A 6708-nucleotide genomic window follows, 5' to 3' on the forward strand; every position below is an offset into this window, starting at 1 on the left:
TTGTATGATTTTTGAAATTGGAGGAATGGAATCTTGGAACGTGAACTCGCACTAGAAATTGTCCGTGTAACAGAAGCAGCAGCCTTAGCATCCGCACAGTGGATGGGCCGCGGAAAGAAAAATGAAGCAGATGATGCAGCAACTACAGCAATGCGTGATATGTTCGATTCAGTAAACATGGCAGGTACAGTTGTAATTGGTGAAGGAGAACTTGATGAAGCACCGATGTTGTATATTGGTGAAGAACTAGGAACAGGTAACGGTCCAGAAGTAGACATCGCCGTTGATCCATTAGAAGGTACAAACATCGTTGCAAAAGGTCTTGCAAATGCAATGGCAGTTATTGCAATCGCAGACAAAGGGAACCTTCTTCATGCTCCTGATATGTACATGGAAAAAATCGCGGTTGGTCCAAAAGCAGCTGGTAAAATTAGCTTAGATGATCCAATTGAAAAAACAATTGAAATTGTAGCAGAAGCTAACAATAAAAAGATTCGCGATCTAACAGTTATCGTTCAAGAACGTGAACGTCATCAAGATATTATTGACCGTGTTCGTGCAAAAGGTGCACGCGTAAAATTATTTGGTGACGGTGATGTTGGTGCGTCAATCGCAACAGCACTACCTGGAACGGGTATCGACTTATTCGTAGGTATTGGCGGAGCTCCAGAAGGTGTTATTTCTGCAGCAGCATTAAAGTGCCTTGAAGGTGAAATGCAAGCTCGCTTAGTTCCAATGAACGAAGAAGAAGAAGCTCGTTGTCGTGAAATGGGATTAGAAGATCCTCGTCAACTTCTTATGTTAGATGACTTAGTATCTGGGGATGATGCAATCTTCTCAGCAACTGGTGTATCTGCTGGTGAGTTATTAGACGGTGTTAAATTCCTTGGTGGAGACTTAGCTGAAACATACTCTATCGTAATGCGTTACAAAACAAGAACAGTACGATTCATTAAAACACATCACCATTTAGATCATAAACCACACTTAAACTTAGATATTTAATAAAGGAGCCATGTGTATGGAAGAACGTTTCTTTCTGTACGACGATACTGTCGCTACAAAAACTCGTTTCGTTAGCTTTATGGGAGAAAATGAGCGTCACGATTTAGCGCTATTATACTCCGATCGTCATTACGGTAAAACAATTGTCCTTGATATGCAACGCAATAAATTTGCAATCATCGGTGCTGACGATTTAAACGAACCAGGCTACTTAGAGCACGCATTTTCTATGACTGAAGAAATTGCAGAAGAATTACGCTCATTTTTATTTGAACTTATATAATTTATCGTATGCACCAGCTATTTTAGCTGGTGTTTTTTCATCACTATTATTTCGAATTTTCAATCTTTTATGTTATAATTAAGAATAAATCTATTTAGATAGAAAGGACGTTATCTACGTATGCCAACAACTACTTTGTAATGGACCAGCAATTGGATAGCATTACTCTCAAAAAAGCACCGTGCTTTTTCAAGGGAGTAGTCTGCCCATTCCCATTACAAAGGAGCGTATTGCATCTGTAGTATGATGTTTACGGAGGTTCCTCTTTGGGGACCTCCTTTTATTCTTGTCTTTTTCTCATGCCTTCATACTACAAGACATCCAAATAGCTGTATTACGTTCCTTTACCACTACTATAAGAGGTGAAGGAAAATGCAGAAAGTACAACTTTCTTGGAGTTTATATGAAAACGAGCAAAACACAATCGAAAAATATTGTAAAAATTGCAGACGTACTACCCTATTTACCGACACAAATATTCGTAGGCATAACGCCAACGGAAAAAACATATACCGCTTTGCCATTTATAAATGTCCGAAAGACCATACGTGGAATCAAAAACTTCGTATTTATAAAGCATTTACTGATCACGTTGAAACAGTCGATATGACGCAGCAGGATCAGCCAGAAACAACTACTACCATTTCCATTACGCAACATCAAGAAAGCGGCATAACCGAAATCACAATCGTATTAGATATTGTTTTCGGTTCCCACCGCATCGATAAAGCCTTATCCACATATATTTCCGACTGGAGCCGTACACGCATTGTGGATAAAATTAAAAATGGGGATATTCAATTAAACGGACAACAAATGAAGCCAAATACAATACTTTCTGAAGGCGATCATATCTCGATTTGTTTGTAAGCAAAAATATGCAAAAAATCCTCTTACAATTGTAAGAGGATTTTTTTATTTCTTCACTTTTCGTAATACAAAATGTGCGCAACCGAAGTTACAGTACTCGTATAAATACTCCGTTAACGTACTAATTTTCGTATCATATGTCGCACGTTGGTTACTATCATCAAAGAATCCGCGCAATCTAAGTTGCTCATATCCCCAATCCCCAACGATGTAATCATATTTATTTAAAATTTCTGCATAGCGCTCTTTAAATGCTTCTTCACTAAAACCGTCACGAAAGTTTTTAATTACTTCGTACTGAACATTATTAATGCTCACCGTAGCATGAATCTCTTGCTTTTGCTCCATCATTAACTTCCTCTCTAAGCATTCTTCTTTTTATCGTATCACAAAGCATAACAACCAACAATTTCAAATACAAAAAATTGCAAATTAGTACATGCTATGGAGAAGGAGGTGATACATCGTGAAAAAACAAATTTTACTTTCCCTTCTCACTCTTTCCTTATTTGCAGGCTGCCAATCAGCGAACAAAGCTGAAATGGAACGTGAAGAAGGAAGCCGTGTTCTTGTTTCCAATAAAAACGACATGTATCATACGGAAAATACAAATACAAGACTCACAAGAGTCGGTTATTCTTCTAAACAAAAGCATGAAGTATCTAACAAACAAGTAGGGGCCATTAATCGCGAGAAAGTCGCTGAAATGATTACAAGCATGACAGTCAAACTTCCTGACGTTACAAACGCTGCTACACTCGTTACTGATGATGAAGTGTTCGTTGTATATCGTGCAAACACAACGGATCCAAAACTCGTAGCGGATCAAGTATATAGAGCTGCTTTGTCCATCGTCCCTCGCTATTATAAAGCATATGTATCAACAGACCAAAAGTTGATTTCTCAAATTCAAGGGCTTCAATCTGGCGCATTAAATGATACAGAGTATACGCAAAGCCTCGATATGTTAAAACGAGAAATGAGTAAAAATCCTCATTTGAACAATACGGGAGATCAGACTTTGAATGATATGATTAAAAAGTAAAACAGGTGGAGAAAATCTCCACCTGTTTTACTTTTTATTTTTTATTACGATCCGCATAAACCTCCATCGCATCACACATAAACTGCGCTAATCCCTCACCAAACTTATCGATATTTTTCGTAAAGCGCTCATCAGCGACGTACATTTGACCGAGTCCTTTAAAAGCATCTAACGAATATTCACCGAAGTTTTGCAAGTAATCGTACCATACTTTAATAGCTGCCTGCGCCTCTTTAGAATCTGGTGCATCGTGTCTAAGCGTTGCTAAATTTCTATAAATAGCATTAAACTCCTCTTGGTTCTCTTTTGACATACCTTTTGCATATTCGTTCGCTTTATCTACAGCTGCGTCTCCCCATTTTTCACGTGCTTCTTCTTCATATGGGTTATGGCTGAAATCGAATCCTTCAAATTTCTCTTTATTCGTCATTTCAATCTCTCCTTTTGTATGCTGAATTGTTTTATCAATCGTCGCAATCACCTTATCTAATCTGGCACGCTTTTCAAGAAGCATCTTCTTATGAAGCTGTAGTGCCTCTTCGCGATCAAATGATGGACTCATGATAATCTCTTTAATTTTCTTCAAAGGGAAGCCAAGCTCTTTAAAAAACAAAATTTGCTGCAATGTCTCTAAATTTTCATTGGAATACAGACGATATCCAGACTCTGTCGTCTCGTCTGGGGTTAACAACCCAATTTCATCGTAATGATGCAGTGTGCGCACACTAATTCCAACTAAATCAGCTACTTCTTTTACTCTCATTGTCATTTGTATCTCCCCCTTAGTACATACGATAAAGTATGACGCAACGTTAGAGTCAATAAGTAAATTCATTTTCTTTCTAAAAGTTTCATCTCTCCCCTATTTCATGCATAATAGATATGTACATATATTAGAAAGCGGTGAAAGTATGGTTTCAAATACTGTAATTGCCAGCATCATTTTTCAACTCATTATCTCGATTCTGGTCCCAATTATCGTACTCGTTTATTTCCGTAAAAAATATAATATGAATTGGAAAGTGGTCGGCGTTGGTGTTCTTATCTTTATCGGATTCACCCAAATTCTTGAAACACCATTCCACCTATTTATGCGCGGTAATCCAACAATCGCTCCATTTTTAGAAAATCCGTTTGTCTTCGCAATTTATGGCGGATTGACTGCTGGTATTTTTGAAGAATTAGGACGCTTCGTTGCCTTCTTCTTCTTACTAAAAAAATATCTAGAATATAAAGATGGCTTCGCTTATGGAATTGGTCACGGCGGAATTGAATCTATTTTAATTGGCGGTTTTTCTGCATTACAAGCATTAATCTTTGCTAATTCTATTAACGATGGTAGCTTCGCTCGACTGATTGAACAAAAACCCGAGCTTAGCATTTTACAGGACATGTTAATTCAGCAACCTGCCTACTTATACTTCCTTGGTAGCTTAGAAAGAATTATGGCACTCGTGCTTCAAATCGCCTTTACAATGCTTGTTTTATACGCAGTCAAACAGAAGAAATATATCTTCCTAGTATACGCTATACTATTCCACGCATTTGTAGACTTTTTCGCGGCACTTTACCAAACAAAAACAATCAATATCTTTGTTGCCGAAGGAATTACCCTTCTCTTCACAATTGGGGCTGTCGTTCTTATTCGCAAGATGAAAGCGAAATTAATGAGTGCGCCGGAGTAAAAAATAACCCACCGATTGGTGGGTTATTTTTTATGGATTGTCGCAATGGTGATAGCTTTTTCCTTCTTGCAGCTCCCTCTTTGTTTCTGCATCTATAACGATGTACTTATGGAACTCTTCTACTTCATTTTGAGAAAAGGAAGCGAAAAAATAAACTTGGCGATCAGGATGAACAAAAAAATCTTGAAGCATCACACTACTCCGACAACCCATGGTTGTTTTTTGTAGGAAAGAAAATTCCTCATCAGCCACTTCTTTAAATAAGATTTTTTTCCGAACACTATATGCTGCATTATTGTATTCTTTATAGATTTTCTTATCTAACTGTTTATAAAAAACATCCTCACTCACAAATGACTTATTTCGATTGCTTGGATAATTTAGTTTTTGATTCGACTCTGCATAAGTTGTGGACAAGTGTATAAAAAAACAAAGACTAAATACAATACATATCATTTTATTCATGATTGCACCTCAAATGTTCATTATCCACATTACTTTTCCACATATTTAAATCAATATGCTGTTTCCAATAAAAAGGAATTATTTCTACATTTGTCGAAGTATATAGCGTCAACTTGAAAGATGGGGATGAATTATGAAGAAAATTATTGTAATACGACATTGTTCAGCAATTGGGCAAAAACGTGATGATGAATTAACGACCGATGGAAAAGACCAAGCAAACACCCTTGCTACATTCCTCTTAGAAAATCATCTACAAATCGATCATATTATTTCAAGCCCATTTGTCCGAGCTATCGATTCCATTCGGCCCTATGCGCTCCAAGCTAACTTATCTATCCAAGAAGATGAACGATTAACTGAACGCATATTGAGCAACATTCCAATGGATGATTGGATGCAAAAACTAGAATCTACTTTTACAAATATAGATATTGCCTTTTCAGGCGGAGAGTCAACAAAACAAGCAACAGACCGGGCCCTATCGCTTATTCAAGACGTTTTACAATTAAACCATACGACAACACTACTTGTTACACATGGCAATTTACTTACGCTCATTTTAAAGCATTTTGATCATACGATTGGCTTTAATGAATGGAGAACTTTAACGAATCCTGATATTTACGAAATTACAATCGACGAACAATGTATCATAAAACGCTTATGGGAAGCATCGTCCAAGTAATATCCCTTTCCAAAACATTCAGTTGACGCCACGAGAAGAGACTGTTCTAACAATAGAAAGGGGTATCATTTCATATGTACGAAGACGTACTTGCTTTACTACATAAAACAAATGTTTCTTATGAAAAATTCGAACACGAACCAGTACTCGATTATGAGACCGATCGGATCGTACGCGAGAGACTTGGCTTACAAGGCACTCCAAGTAAAAGCTTATTTTTAAAATCAAAGTCTGGAGATTATTACGTATTTTTTACGTTAGAGGGCACAAGGCTCAACCGGGGCGAGATGAAAGAACTATCAGGAGAACGCTTATCTCTCTGTTCTCCTGATGAACTGCGAGACAAAACTGGTTGTACGCCGGGATGTGTGGCTCCTTTCGGATATTCACACGATGTAACAATTATTGTGGATAACGCTATTTATACGTACGATAAAATTTTAATTACACCTGGTGTTCCTGAATTTACAATTGAATTATCCACAGAAGAATTAAAAAAGATTTTATTAACATGTCCAAATACCGTTTTAGAGTACAAACAAAAAGAGAGCTAATCTGGTATTATCCCCTATAGGTAGACAGTAAAAAAAGAGTCCATCTGATATGATGGACTCAATACTGTTTTATCTGGAGGGGATTTTTTTATGGCAAGAAAAGGACAATCATT

At 37.2% G+C, this 6708-nt stretch carries 10 protein-coding genes; 7 read left to right on the forward strand and 3 right to left on the reverse strand.

Translation table 11 applies throughout. The annotated features are described in order from the left end of the window. Positions 1 to 33: 33 nt before the first annotated feature. From glpX to ACTFO4_RS26695, 3 genes are all read left to right on the forward strand, one after another. Entirely contained in the window at positions 34 to 1005 is a 972-nt protein-coding gene (glpX, locus tag ACTFO4_RS26685; protein WP_000439090.1) for a class II fructose-bisphosphatase, read from the forward strand. Positions 1006 to 1021: 16 nt separating this feature from the next. Then, positions 1022 to 1288, forward strand: a complete 267-nt coding sequence (locus ACTFO4_RS26690) for a DUF3055 domain-containing protein (protein ID WP_000392606.1) — start codon at positions 1022 to 1024, stop codon at positions 1286 to 1288. Positions 1289 to 1660: 372 nt separating this feature from the next. Further along, positions 1661 to 2158 carry a hypothetical protein gene (locus tag ACTFO4_RS26695; RefSeq protein WP_001174567.1) on the forward strand — a complete coding sequence of 166 codons (498 nt, stop codon included), beginning with the start codon at positions 1661 to 1663 and terminating at the stop codon, positions 2156 to 2158. 45 nt (positions 2159 to 2203) lie between these two features. Here ACTFO4_RS26695 and ACTFO4_RS26700 read toward each other — a convergent pair whose 3' ends face one another. Next, positions 2204 to 2506, reverse strand: a complete 303-nt coding sequence (locus ACTFO4_RS26700) for a YutD family protein (RefSeq protein ID WP_000435943.1) — start codon at positions 2504 to 2506, stop codon at positions 2204 to 2206. Between the two features lie 118 nt (positions 2507 to 2624). Between ACTFO4_RS26700 and ACTFO4_RS26705 the strand changes: the two genes are divergently transcribed. Then, positions 2625 to 3203: a YhcN/YlaJ family sporulation lipoprotein gene (locus ACTFO4_RS26705; RefSeq protein ID WP_000744132.1), complete on the forward strand. Its 579-nt coding sequence runs from the start codon at positions 2625 to 2627 to the stop codon at positions 3201 to 3203. Positions 3204 to 3237: 34 nt separating this feature from the next. Here ACTFO4_RS26705 and ACTFO4_RS26710 read toward each other — a convergent pair whose 3' ends face one another. Next, positions 3238 to 3972, reverse strand: coding sequence for a MerR family transcriptional regulator (locus tag ACTFO4_RS26710; protein WP_000178775.1), 735 nt, complete (start codon positions 3970 to 3972; stop codon positions 3238 to 3240). A gap of 100 nt (positions 3973 to 4072) precedes the next feature. Here ACTFO4_RS26710 and ACTFO4_RS26715 point away from each other — a divergent pair, with 100 nt between their 5' ends. Then, a complete protein-coding gene (locus ACTFO4_RS26715; RefSeq protein WP_031312445.1) occupies positions 4073 to 4888 on the forward strand; it encodes a YhfC family intramembrane metalloprotease in 816 nt (271 codons plus the stop codon). A gap of 30 nt (positions 4889 to 4918) precedes the next feature. Here the strand turns inward: ACTFO4_RS26715 and ACTFO4_RS26720 are convergent, their stop codons facing one another. Next, positions 4919 to 5353, reverse strand: a complete 435-nt coding sequence (locus ACTFO4_RS26720; protein ID WP_001038433.1) for a hypothetical protein — start codon at positions 5351 to 5353, stop codon at positions 4919 to 4921. Positions 5354 to 5486: 133 nt separating this feature from the next. Between ACTFO4_RS26720 and ACTFO4_RS26725 the strand changes: the two genes are divergently transcribed. Beyond that, a complete protein-coding gene (locus tag ACTFO4_RS26725; RefSeq protein ID WP_000721022.1) occupies positions 5487 to 6041 on the forward strand; it encodes a histidine phosphatase family protein in 555 nt (184 codons plus the stop codon). 74 nt (positions 6042 to 6115) lie between these two features. After that, a complete protein-coding gene (locus ACTFO4_RS26730; protein WP_000272746.1) occupies positions 6116 to 6595 on the forward strand; it encodes a YbaK/EbsC family protein in 480 nt (159 codons plus the stop codon). Positions 6596 to 6708: the final 113 nt, after the last annotated feature.

Source organism: Bacillus cereus group sp. MYBKT14-1, assembly GCF_051915185.1.
Taxonomy (GTDB): Bacteria; Bacillota; Bacilli; order Bacillales; family Bacillaceae_G; genus Bacillus_A; species Bacillus_A cereus.